The sequence below is a fragment of the Domibacillus sp. PGB-M46 genome, from assembly GCF_022668875.1.
GTDB lineage: Bacteria > Bacillota > Bacilli > Bacillales > Domibacillaceae > Domibacillus.
On record NZ_JAKGCR010000016.1, the window covers coordinates 62,639 to 86,397 of the forward strand.

Here is a 23,759-nt window from a genome sequence, read left to right on the forward strand (position 1 = left end):
GAGGAGATAACAACAAATGAAGCAAAACAATATTTGTTTTGATACATTAAAAAAGGAATGTGCAGCGAGGGGACTTGATCCAAAAAGCATTCCTTCTTTTAAACATATATTAGATGCAGAGGCATTAGCGGCAAGACAGCGCCAACACGCTGAATTCATTCATGCGGTTACGTACTTTTTTGATAAATTTATTGCTTCGCTGCCTGGCATTCCTATTCTTGCAACAGCAACGGATAAGCATGGCTACATTCTTCATATGATTGGGGACAGCAGCATTAAAGAAATGGTTATGAAGCTGGGAATTCAAAACGGAGTTCAAATGACAAATGAGTACAATGGTATTAATTCTGTCAGCCTGGCGCTGGATTACCAGCAGCCAGTCGGTATAGTCGGCTCGCAGCATTATCATCATTATCTGCATAATGCTGCGTGCTACAGCATCCCTATTTGGAACAGAACTCAAAATGAAGAAATCGGCACACTTTCATTTATGACGGCTGTTGATTTTGCCCACCCTCTCTTTCTATCATTGCTTATGACAATGAAGGAATCCATCGAGCGTGAACTTCAGTTAATGAAGCAAAATGAGAATCTGCGCCTCCTGAATGAGCTTATTATGGAGACTACTACGAGCGGCTTGATTGTCTCTGACAAGGAAGGCAATATTATTAACGTTAACAAGGCGGCAGAACGGATGGTGAAGCAGGATAAACAGTCACTGCTCTCCGAGACGGCTGCGGACTGCCCATTCGTTGGCGATTATCTTGAGCAGGCGCTGTCAAACGGACTTTCTTCTACAGACATTGAAAGAACATTTAAAAGCACATCAGGCCGTGAAACAACGTACTTGCTGGATGCGCTGCCGATTTTCGATCAAACAGATACACTGGCCGGTGCCTTCGCGCAGCTCCGTGACATTACCCAGCGAAAAGAAACAGAACAGATGCTGCTTAACACTGAAAAACTCGCTGCTGTCGGTCAAATGGCTGCCAGTGCTGCCCATGAAATCCGTAATCCTTTAACAACAATTCGGGGCTTTATTCAGCTGCTGAGGCCATCGTTTTTCGACCAGGAGCATTTCAATCTCGTTTTGGAGGAAATTGACCGAATTAACTTGATTATTAGCGAGTTTCTTATTCTATCAAAGCCGCAGGCCACTTGTTTCGGCGAACAAAACTTAATACAGATTCTTCATGATACGATTGCCCTATCACAGCCGCAGGCGAGCATGAGCAATGTGCAGATTGAAAAATGCTTTGATGATCCCTCTCCTGTTTTTATATATGGAGATGGAAACCAGCTGAAGCAAGTGTTTATTAACTTGTTTAAAAATAGCATGGACGCCATGCCGGGCGGAGGAACCCTTTCGGTTGACGTTCATATGAACGTACAGGGAGAAGCTGTAGCAGTGGTGTCTGATAAAGGCGTCGGCATGACGAATGAACAGCTCGGACAACTGGGTACTCCTTTTTACACAACAAAAAAAGACGGAACAGGGCTTGGCCTTATGGTTACACAGCGTATTTTAAAACAGCACGGCGGCTCCATTGACATACAAAGCACAAAAGGAAAAGGAACAACGATTACGCTTCGTTTTCCAGTCAAAAAAGAAGAAACACTCAAGCAAAACGAATAATGAATGACAAAAGGCCTGCAGGACAGGTCTTTTATTTTTTCAAAAGAAAAACACGCTTCCATCAAGAAAGCGCGCAAATTAAAGACTAATAAGATTGTGTCGAACCGCTTCAGTAACAGCTTGAGACGCTGTTTGTGCCTGCATTTTGTTTAATAGCTTGGACAACCAGTACTCACTCGTCCGGCTGCTTGTAAAAAATTGTTCTGCCAGCTCCTCGTTTTTCTTTCCGCCTGCCAGAGCCGTTAGCAGTTGAAGCTCTTGTTCTGTTAGTGTATAAGAGCTATCCTGCTTTTGATTTGACCGGCTGCTGCTTTGTTTTAATGACAGCTTCGCTCATCTCAATAGCTGTTTGATGATCGCATACATATATGACTTAAAAACCCGAATACGCTTCAATCATGCTTTTTGGTTCCAGCCCGACCATTTGATGGTCATCCAGCAGCAGCATTCGTGTCATTCTCTCCACCCCGGCAGTGTCATTTGAACCTGCACACCGCTGTTGGGCGATGTCACCCACTCTACATACCCTGAAAGCATGGCCACTCTCTCCTTTACCCCGGATATCCCCATCTGGTTTCCCTGCTCATCCATACAGCTCATGTCAAACCCAATCCCATTATCCAGATAATCCAAAAATAAGGTTTCGCTTTCCTCCCACACGGAAATAGACAAACGGGATGCTTTTGAATGCTTGCGGGCATTATTCAAAAGCTCCTGCACAATCCGGTAAACAGCAAGTTCTTTGTCCTGATCCGACCTGTAATGGGACGGCAGATCAATATCACATTGCAAATAAATATCGGATGTTAGCTTAAACCGGGAAAACAGCTCCTCTAATGTACCGCGCAGCCCTTCCTCCTGAAGAAAAACCGGACGCAGCTCCTGGCACGTTTCCCGAATATGGCGAGTCACTTGTTTCATGTCCCTCTGAATCTCTTTTACATCTTTTAAAAGCGTATCTTTCAGATGCTCTGACCGGGCGAGGCGCTCTAATTTCCGCTGTGCAACGAACTGCTCCTGGAGCACTGAGTCGTGGAGATCAGCGGCGAGCCTCCGTCTTTCTTTTTCAGAAATCGCTAAAAGAAGCCGAATCGTGCCCGGTGAGTGATCCATCGCCTGCACCTCTAATTCCTCCATTTTCTTTTGGGCCACCTGCAGATTATCGGCTACGAGCCGGACATAGGGAACTCCAGCAAGCAGCCATGCTTTTTCACTGATATTCCACCTTAATCCGTTTTTTTTTGGACCCATCCATAGATAAATATTTTGCTCTGACCGCTCAAACAGCTGAATGCCAAGCCACTGCTGATGAACCAGGAGCCCTTTTTCACGGTCTCTTGCCATTAACAGGCGCTGCGCTTCTGATGGTACAGCCGGAACCGTTCCTTCTGCGTGCCGAATCAGCCACTCTCCGTTTCTTTTTTCGGTAATAAATAAGGCAGACGGATTCAGGGCATGAAGAACTTCCAGTGCAAACATGCGCTCCAGCTCATCCGTTTTCATGACAGCCGACAGCTTCCCTGCTAGAATCTCAATGCCCTGCACCATATTTTTTCGATCTTGAAACAAGCTGTTTCGAATAAAAAAATCAAACTGCTCTTTCATTAAAAAAGAAAGAGCCATGATCAAGAGAGCAGCAGCAAAAGGAATGATGAACTTCCCCGCGACGCTGTATATGATCACTGCCAGTAAAAAAGCCGGAATAGCGGATTGCACGCTGTAGTAGAAAAAACGGCTGAGGACAAAATCGAAATCAAACAGCTGCCGGTTCATCAAAAGGCGTGTATAGCCATATGGAAGTGCAAAAAGAGAAAAGACGGCGATTCGATCCAGCCCATCCACTCCTGCCACCACATATGGAAGAACATAAATCACAATAAAAGGGACAAATGCAATAGCCGGCACAATCATCATCCACTTCAAAAAGCTTTTGTGCTCCATGTTTTCTGTCCGACTGTATTGCCAGGCGATGATACCTAAAGCAGCAAAAATAGAAAAACTAAAATGAACGAGCATACTGTTATTCACTACATAAGATGGGACCCACGATGCAGAATAATTGCCAACATTAAACCCGATAAACAAAAGTGTTACCCACCTGAATACGGACAGCCACGCAGATAGAGAACCGAGATCAAGCTTTTTTTCCTTTAAAATCACTTCTACAAAGAGAAGAAAATAAAGAGCAGCCAGTTGAAAAGCAACCGTTAAGATGGTGACGGATACAGGATCTCCTTCACCAGACTCTTTAGAAGCAAACAAGCTGAGGGACACTGCAAGCAGGAATAAAATAAACCGGCGGGCGGATTTCGTTTGCTTGCGGATAATCGGTGCAATTAAAATAAGGGACAGCAGTGAAAAAAAGCCAGGTATGTATAAATCGACCATATCCGATGAAAAGCTTTGTTTCTCTGCCGCCATTTTTATCATAAGATAAGCGTGACTTACAATGTAAACAGCAAAAGCAACAACCAGCTGCCAATAATGTTTTAACATATGTTTTCTCCCCATATTGCTTAATAAGTGACGATTCTTGCATTTTTTTGTAATATATATCATTATACACCAATAAAGGAGGTGAAAGAAAAATATGGCAATGAAACTAGTCGAGCTGCTGCTGGCAAAACCATCGCTTTCGGATTGGAGCGAAGAGGAACGCCGTCTGCTCGAACCCTATTCGGAGTCAGAACTAGCCGTTATCTTTGAATCTATTGAGCATCAGCCTATTCATCCTCAAGGATGGAGATAAGTTATGGAAATAGACCCGCCATTAATTGCTTCTTTTGTTTTTCACTGATTGGCATCCGGGCGACAGAGGTTCGAATTTTATAAAGATACAGCTTTTCGATTACACTGCAATAGGAAAGGGCATCCCCTTCAATAAGCAGCGACTGCACCGCAGCCCTTTCTTCTTCTGTTGATGGCTCCTCTCTTCCACTCTCGTAATATCTTTTTACTGCTTCGTATTTTGACTGTTCGCTGTTTAAACAAAACAGCACGGGCAATGTTTTTTTCTTATAACACAGATCACTTTTTTTCTCCGGCTGAAACAGATCATACACATCATTTCGAAGCTGCTCGACAATGCCGAGATAATGGGCATACACCTTCATTTCTTTTTCGATAGAAGGCTTTACCTCTCCCGCTCCGAGCAGGCAGGCTATTTCGATCAAAGAGCCGGATTTCATAGATACCATGCTCAAGTAGTCTTCTTCGGTTTCTAAGCGATTTTGCAAATCAACTGCCTGGCCGTTGATCGCTTTGACTACGTTGGATTGAATCATATGAAGAACCCTGCCCTTAATCGTTTCGTCCATTTGCAAACGGTTTACTTCTAAAAAGCAAATCATCAGTAATCCCGTCAATATATTTAAATTTTGTGGGGTCCCCACCTCTCCCCATGGATGTTCATGGCCGTCTCCGTCTTGAATATCATCCATAATGTCGAGTGCTAAAAAAAGCAGCTCGACAATCACCATAAGCTGCTCTTTTTCTCCCGTGTTCTTTTTTTGCCAGAAAACGTCATAATGAAGACCGGACAGCTTCGCAAAAAAACCGGTTTTATTAAACGTGTATCTTACATACACAAGTGTTTTCTCCTGCAAAGCGGTTTCTTTAAAATATGTACGAATATACTCACAAGCAATATTCATCAGGTTGTTTGTCATGTACCTTTGCTCCTTTTCTATTAATCTTACCAGTTAATAGGTAAAAAGAAACACTCATTGACACAGGATACCAGCCAAACATTCACAATACGCACGCTGCCTCCTGCTTAAAATGTACTACTAAAAAAAAACCTGCTTAAGAGCAGGCTTTTTCTTAACGCGCGGATGGCGGCATCATTTCTTCAATTTTCTTCATTTTATGCTCCCAGCAGGCTGGACTTAAATCGACCGGGTACTGTTCTGGATTAATGGGACGCTTGTATTCATCCCATAAAACCGATAACCCCTTTTTCACATGTTCTCGTATATCGGCAAGCGACGGCTGATGGTACATAAACTTTCCGTTTACAAAAACATCTTTATGCAGATCAACAGCGGTAAAATCAGTGACAAATTTGCTGATATACGTGTGAACAGGATGAAACATTTTCAGCTTTTTTTCTTCCTGCGGCTTTTCCTCCTGGAGTGCGATATAATCTCCTTCGGCTTTTCCATTTGCATTGTTAATAATACGATAAACGTTCTTTTTCCCCGGTGTTGTCACTTTTTCCGGGTTGCCGGATATTTTAATGGTATCCACCATTTCTCCTTGATTGTTCTCAATTGCAACAAGCTTAAACACGGCGCCAAGGGCCGGCTGGTCAAAAGCGGTAATCAGCTTTGTGCCGATGCCCCATACATCAATTTTTGCACCCTGTGCATTCAAGCTCATGATCGTTTCTTCATCAAGATCATTGGAAGCGATAATTTTCGCATCCGGGAAGCCCGCTTCATCAAGCATCGTGCGGGCTTTTTTAGATAAATACGCAAGGTCGCCGCTGTCAAGACGGATACCAATAAAGTTGATGGCATCACCAAATTCCTTGGCAACTCGGATTGCATTCGGTACACCAGAACGCAGCGTGTCATATGTATCGACCAGAAATACACAATCCTCATGCGTCTCAGCGTATTTTGTAAATGCTGTATATTCATCCTGGTACGCCTGCACCATAGCATGGGCATGCGTTCCGGATACCGGAATGTCGAACAGTTTGCCTGCCCGCACATTACTGGTGCCCGAAAAACCAGTTAGATAAGCCGCCCGCGCTCCCCAGATAGCGGCATCGGTTTCCTGCGCCCGCCGTGTTCCGAATTCAAGTGCCGTTCCCCCACCTACAACCTGCATCATACGCGATGCTTTCGTTGCAATAAGGGTCTGGTAGTTCACTACATTTAAAAGCAGTGTTTCAAGCAGTTGCGCCTGCGCAAGCGGGGCTTCGATCCGCATAATAGGCTCGTTTCCAAAAACGATTTCTCCTTCCTGCATGGAACGGATCGTTCCCGTAAACTTCATATTCTTTAAAAAAGCTAAATAATCTTCTCCGTAGCCAAGTTTACGCAAATAGTCGATATCGCTGTCTGTGAAGCCAAATTTTTGGATAAACGAAATAATGCGCTCGAGACCAGCGAAAACGCCATAGCCGTTTCCAAACGGAAGCCGGCGAAAATAAAGATCAAAAACCGCACTCCGGTCGTGAATGCCGTCTCTCCAATACGTTTCCGCCATATTAATTTGATACAAATCGGTATGAAGCATAAAGCTGTCATCTGGATGCTTCATCATAATTCTTTCCTCCTTTTGGCGCCAAGTGTATCGACAAAATGCCCAAGTGCCCATTCATGGCCTGCCTGGTTAAAAGACGCTACCGCGTGATCATATACAACAATTTTGTATCCTTTATTGTACGCATCCACTGCTGTATGCAAAATACATATATCTGTACATACGCCGACAAGATGCACCTCTGTAATTCCCCGCGCTTTTAATTTCATATCAAGGTCTGTTCCGGCAAAAGCAGAATAACGCGTTTTATCCATGTAATAGACGTTATCCCGGCCTTTGTTTTGATCGTATACGGATTGAAGAGAACCATACAGGTCACGCCCTTTCGTACCGCGAATATTATGCGGCGGGAACAGCCCTGTTTCCGGGTGATAAGGGTCGCGTTCATCATGCACGTCAATTGCAAAAACAACATAGTCGCCGTTTTGGATAAATTGTTCTGTTATATCGACAATTGCTCCTTCAAGGGCCTGGCCTGGCTTTCCACACGTTAATTTTCCATCATCTGCAACAAAATCATACGTATAATCAATATTCAGCAATGCTTTCATACACATCCGCCTTTCTTATCCGTAAATGGATTCAATTACATCTAAATCATTAAAAGTATACAATCGGGACGGCCGGTACGAGTGACGGGTTGTTTTTTTCGGCTGTCCGTCTTCATCCAGTGCCAGCTCTAAAAATGGAAGCTTCGGTGCACGAGCGAAGAAAACCGGATCAGAAGTGATTTTCGCATCATCCGTTACGGTCAGAAGCACCCGCTGCAATTCAGAAAGTGTAAATTCCTTCGGCAAAAAGTTTTTCGCCAGTGTTGTTCTCAGCATGTCTGACCGGATCAATTCAAGCGCGTCCTGAACAATCTGCCTGTGATCAAAAGCCAGGTCTAGATTCAGCACTTCTTCAATCGGAAACAGCTGTACGTCCGCCGCATCATCTGACGCTGACCGGTTTACAAGAACCGCTTCCGGCACAATGGCATAAAAGGCATTTGAAAGGATCCAGCCGCGCGGATCGCGTCCTGGTGTATCGTATACGCCAAAATGACGCATATGAAGACCGCTAATGCCTGTTTCTTCTAGCAGTTCCCGGCGCGCAGCTTGGATGCCTGTTTCTTCCGGCTGGATAAACCCGCCAGGAACTGCCCACTTTAAAGCTTCGATATTGGGATTTCCTTCACTGTCTGTTGCCGCGCGCTGAATAAGCATCATGTAAAGCTTCATGTCAGGAGGCGCTTTTTCTTCTCTTTTTTTTGATAAAATGGTAAAGATCGCGATGTCTGCTGTATAACCGTCTGGTGTCCGGTATTTGGAGGAGTCATAGCATGTCATTGCTCCGCCTCCTTTCTAATTATTAGTTATATAATTACTAATTATATAAAAGGTATTTCTATTTGGCAAGAAACATCCGGCTTTTAAAGCCGAATTCTTTTCATTAGTGATTTCCTTCCCTTCCATTCGTTAACCAAAACCGTGTTATTCCCAATAAGAATGCTTTTCCCGTTCCTTTACTGCCGCACCCGCTAATAAAAGTTCTACTGTACACAAAAAGATTATAGATAAAATCCCCCACATCATTGCCACACCTTCCCTTCTTTTTTACAATGTAAAGGATGAAACGCGTTTCAGAACAAGTATTTTTTCGGAAGAGGGAGAAAGATGGGCAATATTCATGATATCGCTCGAATGGCTGGTGTTTCTGCCGCTACGGTTTCAAGAGTGTTAAATAACTACCCTTACGTAAAAGAGGAAAAAAGAAAGGCAGTCCTTGAAGCAGCCGAGCGGCTTCGTTACGTGAAAAACATTAATGCTGTTCACCTTTCACTAGGGAAAACAAAGATCATCGGGGTGATTCTTCCATTTGTCAGCCATCCTTATTTCGGTGTGATTTTAAGCGGAATTGCTTCAGCTGCCGAAAAAAGCGACTACAAGCTGATGATTACGCAAAGCAATTATCAGGTGAGCCAGGAAATAGAGGCGCTGGATATGCTGAAGAGAAAACAAGTTGACGGAGTGATTATCGTTTCACGGGAGTGTCCTGTTGATATCGTGAAGGATTACAGTGAATACGGACAAATTGTTTTGTGCGAGGCACTGGCTGACCCGGGCCTTTCTTCTGTATTTGTCGACCAGTACAAAGCATTTCAGGCCGCTCTGTCTTTCTTAAAGAAAAAAGGTCATCAGAAAGTTGGTTACACCCTTTTGCGGACGGAGGGAAAAAGCAGCCTGGCAAGAAAGCAGGCGTATGAAGAACAGTATGGCAAGGCAAAGCGAGGCTGGGTATTTAACCAGGCACTCACCATTGATGACGGCATCAGAATCGCCGGCGAATGGGCAGGGCTTTCCGAGCGGCCTGAGGCCATGGTGATTACAAACGATTTCGTGGCAGCCGGTTTTTTGCTCCAATGCAGGCGGCTTGGCTTTTCTGTGCCGGAGGATGCGGCTCTTATCGGCTTTGATAATCACCCCATTGCTGGTGCACTCGGCATTACAACCATTGAATTGCCGCTGCATCTGCTCGGGGAAACAGCATTTCAACAGGTTATTTCTCCCAACAATTCCCACGAAGAAGTGCCCTTTCGCTTAATTGAACGAGACAGTGTGTAAACATAAAAAAGACCGGCAGTTGAATCTGCTGGTCTTTTTTTAATGTTCTTATACCCATTATTTACGGTTAAACTCTGCTGGCACCGGGCCTGTACGCTCACCACGGTCAAGAGCCGTAATTTGATCGATTTCTTCCTGTGTAAGTTCGAAGTCAAACACATTGAAGTTTTCTTCGATACGAGATGGTGTAACAGATTTTGGAATGACGATCGAGTCATTCTGCAAATGCCAGCGCAAAATAACTTGTGCCGGAGTTTTACCGTGCTTTTCAGCAATTTCTTTTACAATATTGTTTTCAAGCACAACGCCGCCCTGCATAAGCGGACTCCACGCTTCCACGTAGATGTCATGCTTCTTACAGAACGCTTTAAGTTCTTTTTGAACGAGGTGCGGGTGGCATTCCACCTGGTTTACAACCGGTTTTACATCGCACTCATCCAGCAGGCGCTGCAGGTGGTCGATATCAAAATTGCAGACACCGATTGCTTTTACACGTCCATCTGCATACAGCTTTTCAAGCGCTTTGTAGGTTTCCACATATGTGTCTTCCTGCGGCATCGGCCAATGGATCAAATATAAATCCACATAATCAAGGCCCAGCTTCTCAAGGCTCGCATCAAATGCTTTTAGCGTAGCATCATAACCTTGGTCCGAGTTCCACACTTTTGTGGTGATAAACAACTCCTCACGGGGTACACCGCACTCCTTGATTGCTTTGCCAACGCCGCGTTCGTTTCCGTAGACAGCAGCTGTGTCAATAGAGCGGTAGCCTGTTTCGATCGCTTTTAAAACGGCTGGTGTTGCCTGTTCATCTTCAACCTGCCATACACCATAGCCAAGCTGTGGCATTTTGAGTCCGTTGTTTAACGTTACAAATTGCATGTTTCCGCATCCCTTCATCAAATAAATTATTCACGTTGAAAGTATAGCATATCCTTTATATGGATTTCCTTTGAAACGACTTACAAGTGAAGCCATGCACCAAAAAAACCGGCCGCACATGTAAGGAATATATAAAGAAAAGCTTTTTTCATTTTCATTTGCTCCGCTTCAAAAAGCCATGTTGAAAAGGTAGTAAAGGCGCCAAGAAACCCTGTGCCAAACAGTAAACGAGCGCTCTCTCCTGCCCCGCTGCCTATAAGCAGCCCAAGCAAAAAGGCACCAAGTACATTGACACCCAAAGTTCCAAACGGAAAAGCCGTACTGTTGAACCGGCCGCTCAGCCAAAAACGGGCTATCGCCCCGAAAAAACCACCAATCGCGACCAGTATCATACTGCTTTCGCTCCTTTACGGCCGAGGCGTACAAACAGAAGCCCGCCGCCTATGCTTAAACCTATGTACAAAAGAGCTGAAGCTGCCCTTCCTGCTTCGATGAGCATTATAACTTCTACGCTAAAAGCAGAAAACGTTGTAAAGGAGCCGATAACTCCGGCTGTAACAGCTTTTTGTATCGGTACCGGAATACGGTCTTTTACTTTTTCGTTTAAAAACGGAAGCAAAAAACAGCCAAGGCAATTCACCAAAAGAGTCGCAATCGGAAAAACGCCAGCCGCTCCGTGGTCTATTACGGCCGATACACTATATCGCAGCAGTGCACCCATAACGCCCCCTAGTCCAATCCATATATAAATCAAAAAGATCCTTCTCTCTATTTGCTTTTCTTTTATCTTTATTTTTGCTGGCGTATTTGTCAAGGCAGGGGGATAATGGAGAAAAAAGGAGGTATACATATGGGTATTTCAAAATTAGAACACGTCGGTATTCAAGTAAAGGATTTAGAAGCAACAATTGATTTTTACACAAAAGTTCTCGGGCTTGAGCTTCTTGAGAAGCAGGGTCATCCCGATCCAAATCTCCGCATTGCGTTTCTCGGCTTTAAGCAGTCAGATGAAACGTTAATTGAAATCATCGAAGGCTATAATCCAAATCTGCCGGCAGAAGGAAAGGTGCACCACATCGCCTTTACGGTCGATAATGTCGAAGAAGAAATCGCTCGTGTAAAGGAACATAACGTTGTTTTTGTTGACGAAGCTGTTACAACACTTCCAAACGGAGCAAAATATGTCTTTTTCTACGGACCAGACGGCGAGTGGATTGAGCTGTTTGAGCGGTAATGGCAAACAGATCGATCGGGCTTCCCCTCTTTATTGCGATTGTCGCTATCTCCTTTTCAGCGATTTTTGTTAAATGGTCAGATGCCCCCGCCTCTATTTTAAGTATGTACCGCATGATTCTGGCCAGCTTTTTCTTACTGCCCATTGTATGGAGAAAAAGATCCGAGTTTGAGCGTATCCAAAGAAAAGACTGGATGCTTTTAATTCTCTCCGGATTGTTTTTGGCTTTTCATTTTGTGCTGTGGTTCGGCTCGTTAAAGCTGACCACTGTTGCCAGCTCGACGATTATTTTAGCTCTGCAGCCGCTTGTCTCGCTGGCGGGCGGCTTTTTGCTGTTTCGGGAACGAACAAATGCCGCAGCTCTTGCTACGATGGGCATTGCTATTATTGGCGCAGTAATGATTGGCTGGGGTGACTTCGGATTAAGCAGGGAGGCTATTTTGGGGGACTTGCTTTCTTTTTTAAGCGTCATTGCCGTTGTCGGTTATCTGCTCATTGGCCAGCAGACCGTGCGCAAAGTATCTCATTGGATTTACAGCTTTTGTGTTTTTTCTTTTGCTGCCCTTTTTCTGTGTCTTTACAACTTAGCAGCCAGTACGCAGATAACCGGCTACAGCAAACACGAATGGGGTATTTTTCTTCTTCTTGCGATTGTTCCGACGATTGCCCATGTCATTAATAACTGGCTTATGAATTACGTGAATGCCACAACGATTTCAATGAGCATTCTCGGTGAACCAGTCGGCGCCACCCTGCTCGCTGTTCTCCTGCTGAACGAACGGCTGACGGGCTGGCAGATAACAGGCGGCATTTTTATTTTAGCAGGTGTTTTTTTCTTTCTATTAAAACAGCAGCCTGCGCATAGCAAAAAGAGCGGATCAGGATGATTCCGCTCTTTTTGCTATGCGCAAACGCCCGCTTTCTTATTTTGTCTTTCCTCTAAGATCAGATCAAGACGATTCTGCTCTTTTTGCTGTTTTACGCCGAAACATCCCTTCCGCTTGATGGCCTGATGGCTTTTCGCGAAACAGCACCCAAATCAGCAGACTGAGCATAAGTGCCAGCGCTTCAAGAGATACAATATACCACGGGTAAGGTCCAAGCAAATCCAGCAAACTGGCGCTTGACGGCTTGTGGCTTAAATAAAGATAATTTCCGCCCGTCCACTTATTAATCACCATTACAGGCGGTATGAGCAAGTTTAAAAACAGCAATGTTTTCCCAACCGAATAAAGCGTCGGCCTGTATTCTTTTACCCAGGTAAAGTAAAGAGGAACAATTAGTAGAAAAGCATGCACCGTGAAAAAGTGAAAAAAACGGAAATGCGGAAAGTCAAAATTCAAATAAGGAGTTAATAACGCCTGTGAAGCTCCAAGTAAACCGGTAAATAGTAAAATGTCATAAATGCCTTTTTGTTTTGTTACAAGGAGCAGAACCGCCAAAAATAAGCTGATGCTGCACAGCTCCAGCGGAATAGCGTGACTCAGCTTCCAGCTGTTTGTGGTAACCATCCAGACATGATAAACGGCTTCTATTAATAATAAGAAGAAAGCTGTACCTATTTCCATCTTTCTCCCGACCAATCTGCCCAGCTGCTGGCGAAAGACGTATAATCCGGCCAGTGCTGCACTAACGGCTGCCACAACAATAAAATGGCTTCCTGAAAACATCGTGAAGTCATAATTTTGATAGCTCCCGCCGAACCAGCCCATCGCTACGCCTCCTTTTTTAATGAGTGTATCATACATCAGCTGCTAAATCCTTTTTTTGTAATTTCTCTTTCTGTTTGTTTTATTTCTATGAAAGAAACTTCTTTATCATGCCCAAATATCTACTGTCTATTGAAAATCTTATGAATCCGTACATCAAAATCAGTTCTTCTATACATTATTCGCCTTGTTTATGTAATGTTTTATTACATATATGAATAAAATCCTTAAAATTCTATTGACGAATCTTAGTTTTCCGCATAAGATAAGTACATGTTATAAAAAGTGACATAATAAGTTATCAAAAATAACATTCGGGAGGGTTTTAACATGGAAGATATGTTGTACTTAATGAACAGCCTCTGGGTCATGGTTAGTGCTATTTTAGTTATTTTCATGATTGCCGGATTCATTATGCTTGAGGCTGGATCAACTCGTATGAAAAACGCTGGCCATATTGCCGGCAAGACAGCTTTCACATTCGGACTCGCTTCCCTCGTTTTCTGGGCTGTCGGATTTGCTTTCATTTTCGGTGATAACGCGAACTTCTTTGTAGGAATGTCGAACTTTTTCTACTCTGGCGCTGACTTAGATTTAGGGCTTTCATCTACTGTATTCTTCGTATTCCAGCTGGCATTCGCAGGGATCGCGATTACAATCGCTCTGGGCGGTTTCGCGGAACGTGCAAAGTTATCTGTATACGTTTTATTCACCATTCTCTTCTCAGCAATTGTTTATCCCGTTGTTGCACATTGGATTTGGGGCGGCGGCTGGCTTGCGGAGCATGGCAAGCAGGATTTCGCCGGTTCAACCGTTGTTCACTTAACAGGCGCTATGGCGGCTCTGGCAGCTACGATCCTTCTTAAACCTCGCATCGGCCGCTTTAATAAAGATGGTTCTGCCAATGCCATTCATGGGCATAACCAAGTGTTCACATCACTCGGCGTATTGATTTTATGGGTAGGCTGGTTTGGCTTTAACGCCGGAAGTACAGTATCTGTTGATGCCGGGTTCTTCGGGTTTGTAGCCCTTAATACACAGCTTGCGGCTGGAGCAGGTGCTGTTGCTGCATTGATTATCTCTTGGGTAACCCTTGGAAAATCGGACATTCCGACTATTTTAAACGGCGCTCTGGCTGGTCTTGTAGCCATCACCGCATCTTGTGCTTTCGTTGACACATGGGCAGCCGTTGTAATCGGCTTAATTGCCGGCGTTCTCGTATTCTATGGGGCAAAATGGATGGAAAAAATGGGGATTGATGATCCGATCTTTGCTCTTTCTGTTCACGGTATTCCTGGTATCTGGGGAACATTATCAACTGGGTTCTTCGCTACACCTGATCTTGCTGCTGTTGGCCGTCCGGGTCTTTTCTACGGCGGCGGATTCGAACAGCTCGGGGTTCAGGCGATGGGTGTATTCGTCTCCGGCGCATTTGCGTTTGTTGCTTCGTTCGTCATTCTTTTCGCCATCAAGAAGCTTCTTGGCGGGCTCCGTGTTTCAGAAGAAGAAGAAATTATGGGGCTTGATATCAGTGAACACGGCACATATGGCTATCCCGAAGTGTTTGCTGACACAAAATCTAAGGCTGCAGGCGATAAATAAGATAAATAATACGCAAAGCGGCAGCGCTTTGCGTATTATTGTTTAAAAGGATGTGAAAAATCATGACAACGCGGGAGCAAACGTATGCAAACATTCGCCAGGAAAAAGAAGCGAAAATGGATCGGCACCTTCACTCCACACAGCGCTTGAATGCCTTTCACGATGAAATTATGAAGCAGGTTCTTACGATCGCTTTGCAAATTCACGAGCACGAGTATGGCCCTCCCCCCTGTTCTTATTCCCTTTTTTTGCTCGGCAGCGCCGGCCGTTCTGAACAAGGCACCATCAGCGACCAGGATCATGGCATTGCCTTCGAGGCCCATACAGATGAAGCCGCTGCTTATTTTTTAGATTTAGGCCAAACTTTTTCAGATGGATTACATACAGCTGGGTACCCGTACTGTGAAGGAAAAGTCATGAGTTCTAATCCAGTCTGGTGCCGGTCAGCAGAGGATTGGAAGCAGCAAATCGCTTTATGGATTGAATCTGAAACACTAGATACGATGCGTTCTCTTCATATGATCTATGATGCCCGTGTGATTCATGGCGACAAAGAACCCGTTTCCACTTTGAAACAACAAGTGGCTGCAAACATGAAAAAAAATCCGCACAAGCTGAAGCGCTTTTTTGAAAACATTCAATTTATGAAAAAATCGATTGGCCTTTTTGGACAAATTTTCACGGAACAAAACGGCCAGCATGCCGGGTCACTTAATTTAAAACAATCCGCTTTTCTTCCTTACGTAAATGCTATTCGCGTGCTTGCCGTTAAAGAAGGAATTGATGCTTCTTCTACTTTATTGCGTATGAAGGCTTTAACAGCTGTTCCTGCTCATAACGGCCGCATGCAGGAATATGAGGAAGCGTTTCGGCTGCTGCTCGAATTCAGGCTGCGCGTCTTAAGAAACGCGCCCGACTATGATAGCTCTCACTATATAAACATTGATTCACTTGGACCGGTCCGCAAGCGGGAACTGCGCCATATTTTAAAAACCGCAGAATCCCTTCATCATTATGTACAGCGATTCATAGCAAAAGGATGATGCCGAATGGGCTTTAATGATTTTATGAAAAATTTAAGTGGAAACCGCTTCACAGGCCTTCAGGGCGGCCGTCATGATATCGCTTTTATGCGGAGTCTGCAGCGGGATTTAAAAACAAAGGAGGCAGCCTCGATCCCGCTCGACAAATTGCAGGTAGTTGTATTTGACTTGGAGACAACCGGATTTCATCCAGACAAAGGGGATCAAATTTTATCGATTGGCGCTGTAAAAGTATGTGGAAGACACGTTGAAGATGAATTCTATTCATTGGTCCGATTTACTGAACCACTCCCGCCTCTTGTAAAGGAATTAACAGGACTTGAGGAATTAGAATTGATAAAGGCTCCTGAGCCGGCTGAAGCGCTGGCACAATTTTTTAAATTTGCCGGGGCTTCTCCTCTCGTTGCCCATCACGCCAGCCATGAAAAAGCTTTTATGACGTATGCAAGCCGTAAATATTTTCGGACGCCGTTTTCCCACCGGCTGATCGATACATCCTTTATGTACCGGATCGCAGAACCCGACAATCCTTATGTACGCCTGGAGGACTGCTGTGAACACAATCAAATTCCTATAACCGGCCGGCATCATGCTCTTGGTGATGCGCGTCTTACTGCGGCGCTTTGGGCGGTGTATGTTGAAAAACTTCAAGAAATAGGTATCACTACACTGTCACAAGTTTATGAAAGGCTCGCTGTTATTCGGTAAACAGACGACAGAGCCAACTGCTTTGCCGTCTGTTTATTCTTTAGCTTTTCCCGAAATCCGTAGCATCTGTAAGAGCCCGCTCCTCTGCAGCGATGCGGACAGACAGCATCCATGCATTTAAAAGCGTGAAAATAATTGCTGTGTAGTAGGCTTGAAACAGCAGCGGTATTACAATAAATTCAAGTGTAACAATGATATAGTTTGGATGGCGAACCCAGCGATAAGGACCTCTATTAACAACTTTTGCGCCGGGAAGCACGATAATTTTTGTATTCCAAAAAGGGCCGAGTGAGCGAAGTGTCCATACCCGACCAAGCTGCGTAACCAAAAATAATGTCAGCCACATCGGCCAGTTTGAGTTGAGCGTTTTTTCCATCATGGTCACTTCAGCAATTAAGCTGATGAAGAAAAGCGTGTGAAGTGCCACAATAAATGGATAATGACGTGCCCCCGCTTCATAGGCTCCCTGACTGAGCATCCACTTTTCATTTCGTTTGGCGATAAAAAGCTCAGAAATTCGCTGTACACAAAGAAAAAGAATAAACAGCCAAAAAATGCTACTCATACTGTTTCCCTCCACTTCAGCAGTACTAATTCTCCGGAAAAGCCGGGTCCTAAAGCAGTCATCAATCCGTAGTCTCCCTGCTTCACATTGCCAAGCATAAATTGTTCTAGCACATATAAAACAGTTGGAGATGACATATTGCCAAACGATGAAAGAATGTTCCGGGCATGAAGTGTTTTTTCTTTTGAAAGCCTCAGTGTTTCTTCGTATGCATCCAGCACTTTTTTTCCGCCTGGATGTGCAACAAAGTGGGTGATTTCCTTCATAGATAACCCTTCCTTTTTTAAAAAAGTATCTACAAATCCTCCCAGCCAGTCCCGGACAATTACAGGAATATCCCGTGAAAAAACGACATGAAGACCGCTGTTTTTAACTTCCCAGCCCATTACATCTTCAGAATTGGGCATTAATTTGGATGCATTTTTTAAAACAGACGGTACAGGCCGTTTTGTTTCTATCCCGGCTTCGTCCCCCGCCATAAGCACACAAGCCGTCCCATCTGCAAACAGCGACGTTCCCACCAAATTGCTTTTTGACCGGTCGTTTCGCTGGAACGTTAAGCTGCATAATTCAATCGCTAACACGAGCACCTTTGCCTGTGGAAAGGCGAGGCAATATTCATAAGCCCGGCTGATCCCAGCCGCTCCGCCCGCACAGCCAAGCCCCCAAATCGGAATCCGCTTTGTTTCATCAGGAAACGGCAGACAGTTCATAATTCTCGCTTCAATGCTTGGCGTTGCCATGCCTGAGCTGGAAATAAAAAAAATAGCATCAATATCGCCTGCTGTCAGCGATTGCTGTAAAAAGCGTTCGTCAGCCAGACACTTTTTAACAGCTTCGGTTCCATACTCAACTGCTTTTTCAATATACAAATCATTTCGTTCCTGTAAACTGTGGTCGCGCTCAAACCAAGTTAACGGCATGGCAAAATGCCGCTTTTGAATTTGCCCATTTTGAAAAACGGTTAAAAGCCGCTCAATATCCCGGAAATCATCCTTGAATAATTCACGGGCAAAAGCGGCAGTTTGACCCTGCTCAACAATATGCGGAGGGTAGTGCGTACTGGCAGAAACAATACTCGGCATATTTATCCCACTTTTCTTTTTTGTTTATCGTTCCCTCTCTTTCTTTTTTTAAACAATCAGCCGCAGACTGGAACAGTGCAAAACAAAAGCAAAGCTTTTTAAACGGCCAGCAGCAGCGCAGAATAAGTAATCAATCCGGCAGCAAATGCGCCGAAGCTGCTTTCACTTTCTTTTGGCAGTTCTTCTTTTAAGACATTTAAAATAAGCGCACCCGACAAAAAAGCCAGCATTGTGGACACTGCCGCTTCTTTTAATTCCGTTAAAGCACCCAGAGCCCAGCCGACTAACACGGCAAAAATTAAAACCCAGCGGCCATATTGGTCGTATACGTGCTGGTGCGCTTCACGCATGCTTTGGTCGATCGTCATAAAATGAACGGACAGGGCAAGAAAATAAAAAAGCATTCCAAGTACTTGATCAAATGTTTCTTGAATAAGCAAATAACCAATCAGCATATTGTAAAAGAAGAAAACACCCACATGAAGCCAGAAAATACCTGAACTTGCCTTTGTTTCCTTTTTCTTTATGGACTGCGATACTACTTCTTCAAGGCCATAAAAAAGAGCCAGGCCCATAAGCGCCATCAAATAAGCATGATTCTCAATGAAACGAAACAGACCATTTTGAGCTTTCTCCAGCACCTGCTGATGCGTATGTAAATCCGGGAGAAGATGCACAAATACATATGACACGGCGATACCGCCAGCAAAAGATAAAAACCGGCTTCTTGGAACACGTTTTAAAAAAACCATGTACTTGGCTGAAAAGTGAAGAACAGCAAAGCCTATTGCCAATACCAAGCTTAACATTTTCATGCCGCTCCTCCTTCCCTTCAGGAACCCTCTCCCTTTTTCATTGCCATTCCATACTTTTTTTATACAAAAAAACGACCCGCTCTTTTAAGAAGCGGATCGTTTTTTTCGGTAATACAAGAGAAGAACAAGAAAAAGAGTACAAGCCGATAAAGCGAGAAGCGGGAAAAAGAAAGGCGGATAATACACAAGCTCAACATTATTTTTTCCCTCTTTTAGTTCAATGCCTGTAAATGCGTAATTTGCTTTTTTGATTTCCCGCTTCTCACCATTTACCGTTAGACGCCAGCCTTTTTCGTAAGGAAGCGGTATGGCTGCGTATTGACTATGATTCGTATTGTTGTACGTAAAAGAAAGGCGGTTTCCTTCCCAGCGAAGCCCTTCGACGGATGATTGACGGCTTTGGGCTTTTGCTTCCTGTAGAACTTCATATGTTTCTTCGTACAGCTGCACATCCTTTAGTTCATAAGTTCCTTTTGGCACACGAAGGGAAATGCGGCTGTTCGCTTTTACTCTTATCACCAGCTGATCCACATTCGTCTTATAGATAGAACGGGCCGCTTTTCGGGTTGTTTTATACTCATTGACTTGAAGTACATACGAATCCTTGTTATCGATTCCTCTTAAAGTAAAGGTAAGGTAATAATCTTTAACAGACGGATTAGGCTGATTGACCACTATATCAATCCCGCCTTTTTCGGGTACCTTGAGTATATCCTTTTCATAAGTGGCATGAACAGGCTCGACCGATGTGCGTTTTATAATGGATGCACTCTCCGGTACAGGAGCTCCCGGCTCTTTACGATCGAGGACAATCCCCGAGAGCATAGCATGTTCTTTTGCCACGGGCGAAGCATTCTTTAATTCCCGTTCTGAAAATACGGTACTTGCCGTGCGGACAAACGGAAGGAGATTTTCATTTTGATATGCAACGTATTCGCCGGCGGAGGCAGCTTCCTTGAATCCATACGGAACAGCTTCTTTTTCTTTCTTCTTGATATAATATTTGCCCATTAACAGACTTTCTAAATTAGCACGATCCCCAAGTGTTCCATACCGGCTGACACTTTCCCAGCCCATATCTATATAGAGATCTTTTAAGTAAAAGAATAAAAGATGCTCATTTAAAATGCTTGAGTAAGCACTCATTCCTTTGAAGCCATGAATGATTGGTGTATTGTTCCGGCGCTGAAGTGTCCAATCAATCCGGGCAAGCGGGTCGGTTTCCTGCTCCTGAATCAAGGCAATGACCTTTTGCTGGTCAGCACCTCGGTATTGATCACTATTCATATACTCTTTGGACACTTTAAAAGATGTTCCTGAAACCGACAGGCGGTTTTCCTGATAAGCGTTCGCCACCCCTATACTTGTTAAAATCATGAGCAGCGCCATTATTAATTTTATGTGCCGGCTTTTCCGGATAACAAGAACAAAAAAGACAGCCACCACTATAAATGCGGAAACACCCATCCAGGCATCTTTTGCACGCTGGAACGTTATGACAGGGTCCAGCACATAAAAAAGAATATACAACACAGCTGCGCAGGCAAAAGCAATCATGAGCTTTTTTCGTTTAATTTGAATCGGAATAGAGAGTGCAGCCGCAGCTGTACCGCCCACTGTAAGAGACAAAAGATGCTCCCATCGATACTGCGGGGCTGAAAAACCATTAAAAACACTGGCCGCAAACGGGCTCATATGTAAAAGGACTAAAAAAATCGTCATAAAAGCAAAAAAACGGAACAACGGATTTTGGTATAAAGAAACAAGCATGAGACTCAATACGACAAAAGCGGGTATATATACGATTAGGCCGTTGATTAAAAAGTTATCAGTAAAACCAATAAAAGGAATTTGCTCCGTGTAAGGCGGCCGGTAATTATTTAAGAATCCATATACAGCAGGAATAAAAGAAAAAGCACTAATGCCAAACCCCGCAATACCAGTCAGCAAAAACAGCTTAATTTGTTGTTTTACAGGTGTTTCTCCTTCTGAGAGCTTGAAAATCCACCGGAACAAAATATAAATGCCTGCAAGCAAAAAGTTAACATACGAAAAGTAAAAATTATCAAATAAGCTGACCGAAACAGCTGCAAGAAAAAACCATGGCTTTTCTTCCCGTATTAGTTTTTCGACACCGATTAAAAGCAATGGAAGCCAAATCATCGAATCCGAAAAAAATTCCCAGTAGGTCACATACCGAAAGTAAATAATGCTTGTACCATAAACAACCGCACCAACAAAAGCAGGCAGTGCTGAGAGAGTCATGTACCGAAAGTAAAACGTCGTTATCATCAAAATGACGGTCAGCCTAAGAACACTGACAACTAAAATGGCATCCGCCCAATAAAAAAGATCCGGCTTTCCAATGAGTCCTATACTCTCCAGAACAAATGTTACACCCGCTGTAAGAAGAAAAATGATCGAATTAAAAAAATAATAACTAAGCTGTGTGTATATACTCCCTCCCAGCCCAAAATCGGGAGAATAAAAAAACTCGCCTTTTTTAAATTCATTGTAAAGCAGTTCCTTAAAAGGCTGCATTTGTGACAAGCCATCATTCATGCCTGTCATGTACTGCCCATCAAACCATTGCATAATAAAAAACAAATGACTCAAAAGAGCCATAATTAAGCTCGATAAAAAGAAAAAGAAAAAAGAAGCCTTTTTTCCTGAAGGGCTTACTTTATGTAAGAATGTAGATGTGTTTTCTCTTTTTTGCATGGCTTTTTTAAAATTCTCCCTGTCAGAATAAACGTAGCGGGCAGCGTAAAGAAAACGGCCACAAGCGGCGCGATACTACTGTTCATACCAAACTGTTCAACAAATAGATATAATAACACAGCTGTCATCCCTGTATTAAACAGCTGCGTTAACGGAAACCGGATAAACGCGGACCAAGTCGGCTTTACTTTGTACGTATATAGCGTATTTAAGAAAAAAGAGCCGATTAAACTGCTGATAAAACCGATCATATGCGCGGCAAAAAAATGTAATCCCAATCCATGCAGCATAAGTATGTATACCGCATAATAATGACCGGTGTTAATAACACCAACAATAATAAATTTCAAAAATTCATTAGGAATAAATGGCATGTTTTTCTCTCTTTTCTTTTGGTGCCCCGATACTCGTATGCTGAATCAAATAATGAGGCCGCTTTTTTGTTTCGTTATAAATTCTTCCAATATATTCTCCGATAATGCCCATACAGACAAGCTGAACCCCGCCTAAAAAAAGAACAGCAGAGATAAGAGTAAAGTATCCAGGAACAACTACTCCTGTCCGCATGATCTGAACAAAAGTGATGGCTATATAAACAAGCGACATAAATAACACAAGCGCTCCTGTGTAAAAGCAGGCACGAAGAGGCTTATGGTTAAACGAAACAATCCCATCAATGGCGTAATTCAGAAGTTTTGGGAAAGACCATTTTGTTTCGCCGCATTCTCTGGCTACATTTTCATAAGATATGGTTTTCTGTCCATATCCAATCCATGAATACAATCCTTTAGAAAATCGATTTCCTTCACTTAGCGTTAACAAGGCATTCACTGCTCTGCGGCTTAAAAGACGGAAATCGCCTTCTCCATCTGTCAGTTTTACGTCGACTGTATGGTTAACAAGCCGATAAAAGAAAGAAGAAATAATAGAACGAACAGGAGAATCACCAGTTCGATTCCGCTTGGCAATAACTTGGTCATATCCTTCTTCATATCCTTTTAACAGCTGAGAAATGAGAGAAGGCGGGTGCTGCAAATCGGCATCCATCAAAATAACCGCATCACCCTGGGCATGCTGAAGACCTGCCAGCATAGCAGACTCTTTTCCAAAATTGCGGGTAAAGGAGATATATTGAACTTCATTACAATGAAATGCCAGCTGCTTTATAACATCCAGGGTATCATCAGCGCTTCCGTCATCAACAAAAATAACTTCATATGCGTAGAATTGACCATTCATTTCTTGATTGATGGCCTGAAGTACTTTAGGGATATTTTCAGCTTCATTGTAAGCTGGAATAATATATGAAATTTTGACTGGTTTCATCCTGTCATCCTCCGTCTCTTTTACGTCTTAATTCATCATTTTTTTCAAGCAGGTGGGTAGTCCACTCGCCCGCTTCATGATTTAGGTGACCTTATCCGATGTGAAGGTATAGGTATCAACTCCTTATATTATTAGCTAAAAATGCTTTGAACATTCTTTTTGAAAAGAAATCAAAAGGAAAATAAAAAAGAGGATTGCTCCTATGCTTCATCCACCTCCACCTTTTATGCTTTTTACACCCCGATTAGACATAATAAAAGATAAACGAAATAATTCCTTTAAATGAGCGGAATCCAGGAGGAAGGCAGTGTTACTTTCACATGTATTCAAATTTACTCTACCCTGCACTTATTAGGTTAAAACGTTTATTCCTTTGAAACCACACCCAGTATCTTTATCTTACAAACAAAACAAAAAAACACGCTCATTCAAATTTTACATTTGAATGAGCGTGTTTTCAATACAGATCATTATGCTGCCAGGCGGCGTCCTGCTCTCGCAGGGGGAAACCCCCAACTACCATCGGCGCTGAAGAGCTTAACGGCCGTGTTCG

General features: G+C 43.5%; 24 protein-coding genes and 1 rRNA gene. 8 read left to right on the forward strand and 17 right to left on the reverse strand.

The genetic code is table 11. The features are described 5' to 3' along the window. The first annotated feature begins 16 nt into the window (after nt 1–16). The gene (locus L2D08_RS16625; protein WP_242235358.1) at nt 17–1,636 is read left to right on the forward strand and encodes an ATP-binding protein; all 1,620 of its coding nucleotides are present in this window, start codon (nt 17–19) and stop codon (nt 1,634–1,636) included. Between the two features lie 78 nt (nt 1,637–1,714). Here the strand turns inward: L2D08_RS16625 and L2D08_RS24510 are convergent, their stop codons facing one another. Together L2D08_RS24510 and L2D08_RS16630 are read right to left on the reverse strand one after the other, a co-directional pair. After that, on the reverse strand, nt 1,715–1,963 hold the full coding sequence (locus L2D08_RS24510; RefSeq protein WP_375337602.1) for a response regulator transcription factor: 249 nt from the start codon (nt 1,961–1,963) through the stop codon (nt 1,715–1,717). A gap of 126 nt (nt 1,964–2,089) precedes the next feature. Beyond that, nucleotides 2,090–4,132 carry a sensor histidine kinase gene (locus tag L2D08_RS16630; protein ID WP_242235360.1) on the reverse strand — a complete coding sequence of 681 codons (2,043 nt, stop codon included), beginning with the start codon at nt 4,130–4,132 and terminating at the stop codon, nt 2,090–2,092. Between the two features lie 94 nt (nt 4,133–4,226). Here L2D08_RS16630 and L2D08_RS16635 point away from each other — a divergent pair, with 94 nt between their 5' ends. After that, nucleotides 4,227–4,385 carry a hypothetical protein gene (locus L2D08_RS16635; protein WP_242235362.1) on the forward strand — a complete coding sequence of 53 codons (159 nt, stop codon included), beginning with the start codon at nt 4,227–4,229 and terminating at the stop codon, nt 4,383–4,385. 1 nt (nt 4,386) lies between these two features. Here L2D08_RS16635 and L2D08_RS16640 read toward each other — a convergent pair whose 3' ends face one another. The 4 genes from L2D08_RS16640 to L2D08_RS16655 form a co-directional block, all read right to left on the reverse strand. After that, the gene (locus L2D08_RS16640; protein ID WP_242235363.1) at nt 4,387–5,304 is read right to left on the reverse strand and encodes a polyprenyl synthetase family protein; all 918 of its coding nucleotides are present in this window, start codon (nt 5,302–5,304) and stop codon (nt 4,387–4,389) included. A gap of 154 nt (nt 5,305–5,458) precedes the next feature. Continuing rightward, nucleotides 5,459–6,910: a nicotinate phosphoribosyltransferase gene (locus tag L2D08_RS16645; RefSeq protein ID WP_242235364.1), complete on the reverse strand. Its 1,452-nt coding sequence runs from the start codon at nt 6,908–6,910 to the stop codon at nt 5,459–5,461. Then, nucleotides 6,907–7,467 carry a cysteine hydrolase family protein gene (locus L2D08_RS16650; protein WP_242235365.1) on the reverse strand — a complete coding sequence of 187 codons (561 nt, stop codon included), beginning with the start codon at nt 7,465–7,467 and terminating at the stop codon, nt 6,907–6,909. The genes L2D08_RS16645 and L2D08_RS16650 overlap by 4 nt, the downstream gene beginning before the upstream one ends. Before the next feature lie 9 nt (nt 7,468–7,476). Further along, nucleotides 7,477–8,241, reverse strand: a complete 765-nt coding sequence (locus L2D08_RS16655; RefSeq protein WP_242235366.1) for an NUDIX domain-containing protein — start codon at nt 8,239–8,241, stop codon at nt 7,477–7,479. A gap of 327 nt (nt 8,242–8,568) precedes the next feature. Here L2D08_RS16655 and L2D08_RS16660 point away from each other — a divergent pair, with 327 nt between their 5' ends. Next, entirely contained in the window at nt 8,569–9,516 is a 948-nt protein-coding gene (locus tag L2D08_RS16660) for a LacI family DNA-binding transcriptional regulator (RefSeq protein ID WP_242235367.1), read from the forward strand. 57 nt (nt 9,517–9,573) lie between these two features. Here the strand turns inward: L2D08_RS16660 and L2D08_RS16665 are convergent, their stop codons facing one another. From L2D08_RS16665 to crcB, 3 genes are all read right to left on the reverse strand, one after another. Next, entirely contained in the window at nt 9,574–10,398 is an 825-nt protein-coding gene (locus L2D08_RS16665) for an aldo/keto reductase (protein WP_242235369.1), read from the reverse strand. A gap of 80 nt (nt 10,399–10,478) precedes the next feature. After that, on the reverse strand, nt 10,479–10,790 hold the full coding sequence (locus L2D08_RS16670) for a fluoride efflux transporter FluC (protein ID WP_242235371.1): 312 nt from the start codon (nt 10,788–10,790) through the stop codon (nt 10,479–10,481). Further along, the gene (crcB, locus tag L2D08_RS16675; protein ID WP_242235372.1) at nt 10,787–11,152 is read right to left on the reverse strand and encodes a fluoride efflux transporter CrcB; all 366 of its coding nucleotides are present in this window, start codon (nt 11,150–11,152) and stop codon (nt 10,787–10,789) included. The genes L2D08_RS16670 and crcB overlap by 4 nt, the downstream gene beginning before the upstream one ends. A gap of 96 nt (nt 11,153–11,248) precedes the next feature. On the opposite strand from crcB, the gene L2D08_RS16680 reads away from it, so the two are divergent. Together L2D08_RS16680 and L2D08_RS16685 are read left to right on the forward strand one after the other, a co-directional pair. Beyond that, nucleotides 11,249–11,632, forward strand: a complete 384-nt coding sequence (locus tag L2D08_RS16680; RefSeq protein WP_242235373.1) for a VOC family protein — start codon at nt 11,249–11,251, stop codon at nt 11,630–11,632. Further along, the gene (locus L2D08_RS16685; protein WP_242235374.1) at nt 11,632–12,519 is read left to right on the forward strand and encodes a DMT family transporter; all 888 of its coding nucleotides are present in this window, start codon (nt 11,632–11,634) and stop codon (nt 12,517–12,519) included. The genes L2D08_RS16680 and L2D08_RS16685 overlap by 1 nt, the downstream gene beginning before the upstream one ends. 63 nt (nt 12,520–12,582) lie before the next feature. On the opposite strand, the gene L2D08_RS16690 is transcribed toward L2D08_RS16685, so the two are convergent. Continuing rightward, on the reverse strand, nt 12,583–13,344 hold the full coding sequence (locus tag L2D08_RS16690) for a YwaF family protein (protein WP_242235376.1): 762 nt from the start codon (nt 13,342–13,344) through the stop codon (nt 12,583–12,585). Nucleotides 13,345–13,671: 327 nt separating this feature from the next. Between L2D08_RS16690 and L2D08_RS16695 the strand changes: the two genes are divergently transcribed. From L2D08_RS16695 to L2D08_RS16705, 3 genes are all read left to right on the forward strand, one after another. Further along, nucleotides 13,672–14,943 (forward strand): ammonium transporter, encoded by a 1,272-nt coding sequence (locus L2D08_RS16695; RefSeq protein ID WP_242235378.1) that lies wholly within the window; start codon nt 13,672–13,674, stop codon nt 14,941–14,943. A 62-nt stretch (nt 14,944–15,005) separates the two neighbouring features. Further along, entirely contained in the window at nt 15,006–15,986 is a 981-nt protein-coding gene (locus L2D08_RS16700) for a DUF294 nucleotidyltransferase-like domain-containing protein (RefSeq protein WP_242235380.1), read from the forward strand. 6 nt (nt 15,987–15,992) lie between these two features. Then, nucleotides 15,993–16,694: an exonuclease domain-containing protein gene (locus L2D08_RS16705; protein WP_242235381.1), complete on the forward strand. Its 702-nt coding sequence runs from the start codon at nt 15,993–15,995 to the stop codon at nt 16,692–16,694. A gap of 40 nt (nt 16,695–16,734) precedes the next feature. Here the strand turns inward: L2D08_RS16705 and L2D08_RS16710 are convergent, their stop codons facing one another. The 7 genes from L2D08_RS16710 to rrf all read right to left on the reverse strand — a co-directional run. Then, nucleotides 16,735–17,259 carry an isoprenylcysteine carboxyl methyltransferase family protein gene (locus L2D08_RS16710; protein WP_255822000.1) on the reverse strand — a complete coding sequence of 175 codons (525 nt, stop codon included), beginning with the start codon at nt 17,257–17,259 and terminating at the stop codon, nt 16,735–16,737. Then, on the reverse strand, nt 17,256–18,344 hold the full coding sequence (locus tag L2D08_RS16715) for a type III polyketide synthase (protein ID WP_242235383.1): 1,089 nt from the start codon (nt 18,342–18,344) through the stop codon (nt 17,256–17,258). The genes L2D08_RS16710 and L2D08_RS16715 overlap by 4 nt, the downstream gene beginning before the upstream one ends. Before the next feature lie 98 nt (nt 18,345–18,442). Then, entirely contained in the window at nt 18,443–19,159 is a 717-nt protein-coding gene (locus tag L2D08_RS16720; RefSeq protein ID WP_242235385.1) for a hypothetical protein, read from the reverse strand. 84 nt (nt 19,160–19,243) lie between these two features. After that, entirely contained in the window at nt 19,244–21,880 is a 2,637-nt protein-coding gene (locus L2D08_RS16725; protein ID WP_242235387.1) for a YfhO family protein, read from the reverse strand. Further along, a complete protein-coding gene (locus L2D08_RS16730; RefSeq protein ID WP_242235389.1) occupies nt 21,838–22,254 on the reverse strand; it encodes a GtrA family protein in 417 nt (138 codons plus the stop codon). The genes L2D08_RS16725 and L2D08_RS16730 overlap by 43 nt, the downstream gene beginning before the upstream one ends. Further along, a complete protein-coding gene (locus tag L2D08_RS16735; protein ID WP_242235390.1) occupies nt 22,238–23,206 on the reverse strand; it encodes a glycosyltransferase family 2 protein in 969 nt (322 codons plus the stop codon). The genes L2D08_RS16730 and L2D08_RS16735 overlap by 17 nt, the downstream gene beginning before the upstream one ends. Nucleotides 23,207–23,683: 477 nt before the next feature. Further along, nucleotides 23,684–23,759, reverse strand: a 5S ribosomal RNA gene (gene rrf / locus L2D08_RS24695); the annotation flags it as partial.